The organism is Citrobacter sp. Cb031 (assembly GCF_030336725.1).
Taxonomy (GTDB): Bacteria; Pseudomonadota; Gammaproteobacteria; order Enterobacterales; family Enterobacteriaceae; genus Citrobacter; species Citrobacter braakii.
Genome location: NZ_JAOWDA010000030.1, coordinates 6565 through 8583 on the forward strand (window position 1 = coordinate 6565; position 2019 = coordinate 8583).

General features: G+C 52.2%; 4 protein-coding genes. All 4 read left to right on the top strand.

Annotation, left to right across the window (positions count from 1 at the left end):
* Window positions 1–127 precede the first annotated feature (127 nt).
* The 4 genes from ccgD to OGV93_RS12955 all read left to right on the top strand — a co-directional run bounded on the left by ccgD (window position 128) and on the right by OGV93_RS12955 (window position 1674).
* Window positions 128–424, top strand: a complete 297-nt coding sequence (gene ccgD, locus OGV93_RS12940; RefSeq protein ID WP_000545925.1) for a protein CcgD — start codon at window positions 128–130, stop codon at window positions 422–424.
* A 14-nt stretch (window positions 425–438) separates the two neighbouring features.
* Window positions 439–780, top strand: a complete 342-nt coding sequence (locus OGV93_RS12945) for a hypothetical protein (RefSeq protein ID WP_015344948.1) — start codon at window positions 439–441, stop codon at window positions 778–780.
* Between the two features lie 68 nt (window positions 781–848).
* On the top strand, window positions 849–1133 hold the full coding sequence (ccgC, locus tag OGV93_RS12950; RefSeq protein ID WP_001750002.1) for a protein CcgC: 285 nt from the start codon (window positions 849–851) through the stop codon (window positions 1131–1133).
* 208 nt (window positions 1134–1341) lie between these two features.
* Window positions 1342–1674 carry a hypothetical protein gene (locus OGV93_RS12955; protein WP_012561126.1) on the top strand — a complete coding sequence of 111 codons (333 nt, stop codon included), beginning with the start codon at window positions 1342–1344 and terminating at the stop codon, window positions 1672–1674.
* Window positions 1675–2019: the final 345 nt, after the last annotated feature.

Here is a 2019-nt window from a genome sequence, read left to right on the forward strand (position 1 = left end):
CATAAAAACATGTAAATAAATTCCGTACTTGTATTGACTTTAAAGGCGTAATCACCGATAATTAAATCATCGGGAGGCAACACCGCCACCCGAAAAATTGCCGGTATCGGCGCTTACAGGAGTCGTCATGCACTTTACTAACTTCCTTCAGCGTTACTTCGATATAGAGATTGAACATACCTTTGACCCTACCATTCAGGGCAGCAACGAAACGGGTAAAGACGTCACTAAAATCTGGATCTATGAGAAGGGCGAGGATAGCGAACCGCTGCTTACTCTGACAGAAGCATGGTGGTATACCGAGACAAAAACGGCTGGTAACTGGCTTATCGGCAACGTGTATTCAACGCTTGAGCATGGGCGTGAAATTCATGAAAGCGAATTTCGTAAACTGGTAACAGCTGGCAAGGTGATATCAGCATGAGTAAGGGGAATAAAATGCTTATTAATCGGATAGCGGTTATCGGGCTTGCAGTTGTCGCAGCCGCTACGCAGGCAGGTGTGCCGCCGGTTAAGTTTTTTTACCGGGATACAGTCCCGGTAAGCATTACGCTGGACGAACCCGCAACGGGTTGCAGCATGGCCGGTGTGATTGTTCATCCAGTGGATCGGCCAGCGGCAAAAGTGGCGTGGTTTAGCGAGCGGATTTGCGGTAAAAAACGTTACCCGGTTAGCTTTATCAGTGATGAAATTAGCGCCCCGCATAACGTGATCCATAAAGGGGAAAAGTTTCACGTTACCCCGGCTCAGGTCAATCTCCTGGACGCGCAAAACCTCTAATTAAATCATCGGGTGGCAATACCGCCGCCCGAACAATCGCCGGTATCGGCAACCATCAAGGAGTTCACATGTATCACTATCTCGTTTTTGTCCCTCTCGCATTAATTTTTAGCGCCGCTGCGCTTGCCCTGCCCTGGTTTATCGTTCGTGCGGGATACAGGGATCTGGTGCAGATCACCTGCGCCTGCGTCTCTGTTCTGGGCCTGTGTGCGGCGACAGGGGTTTTCAGCTACTTCGATAATAAGCCGCTTGCGTTTCTGTACGGTTGCGGCGCGCTGGCGTGCTTTTTGTACGCGGTAGACTGCGCGATACCGTTGTATATGACGCGTAAAAAGCCACGTAAGCAGCTGTAAGAAAAAAGGCGGGTAATCCCCGCCTTTTTTATTGAGGCTGTCAGAAAGCGATTCAGGCACTCTATGAACGCTTTGCAAGATATAAAATTTTGTATGCACATTCCGTACTTATATTGACTTTGAGGACATAATCACCGATAATTAAATCATCGGGAGGCAACACCGTCGCCCGCAAAATTGCCGGTATCGGCGCGCAAAGGAGTACATCATGGATTACCAGACCCGCTTAAATTCTGATATAACCAAAGAGATTGATTATCTGGCATCACTGCGTAAACAACGCATGGTGGCGGATCTGCGCACAGAGCTGGTTTACGGCTCCCTGGAGCGTCTGGCAGATATGATCTGCAACACCGTCACTGACTGGTCGCTTCCCTGCCCTGTTCTGCCGCTTTCTTCCGTACAGCAATGGCACAAAGCCCGCGAAATCGTCCTGGCAGATTATGAGGACTTCGGCCACGATGCCTGGGACTTTGCCCGCCACTATATGAAAACAGAGCTTAGCTTCGGTTATGCCTGCTACAAAGACGATATTGCCTGATGATTAACAACATGGGGGGCTAACGCCCCCCTGATAAACTGACCCTTTTAATGGCCTTACCGCCGATTTCAGATGGAACGAGAGATAAACAGCGGCAGACTCCGGGCGTTACCCCTTCGGGGCCGCTCTGCTGTGCTGCGCATCGAGCCGGTTCCCGTCTCGCCCCGCTTACGCGGGCAGCGGCCGCTAACGCCTCCGGCCTTCGGCCTCCGCGCTCCGCTTGGCAGGCCACACCCTGCGCCGGACTCGCCCGGCCGCAAGCGGCCGCCCCGCCCCTTCGGGGTGCCAACGCCCTTCAGGCGTCGGCATCCTTTGCCAGTGCGCTATTGTGTTATCCGTGGATTG

Excerpts from the sequence above, each read along its gene's own strand:
- ccgD (WP_000545925.1), top strand. The coding sequence starts at position 128 with ATGCACTTTACTAACTTCCTTCAGCGTTACTTCGATATAGAGATTGAA.
- OGV93_RS12945 (WP_015344948.1), top strand. The coding sequence starts at position 439 with ATGCTTATTAATCGGATAGCGGTTATCGGGCTTGCAGTTGTCGCAGCC.
- ccgC (WP_001750002.1), top strand. The coding sequence starts at position 849 with ATGTATCACTATCTCGTTTTTGTCCCTCTCGCATTAATTTTTAGCGCC.
- OGV93_RS12955 (WP_012561126.1), top strand. The coding sequence starts at position 1,342 with ATGGATTACCAGACCCGCTTAAATTCTGATATAACCAAAGAGATTGAT.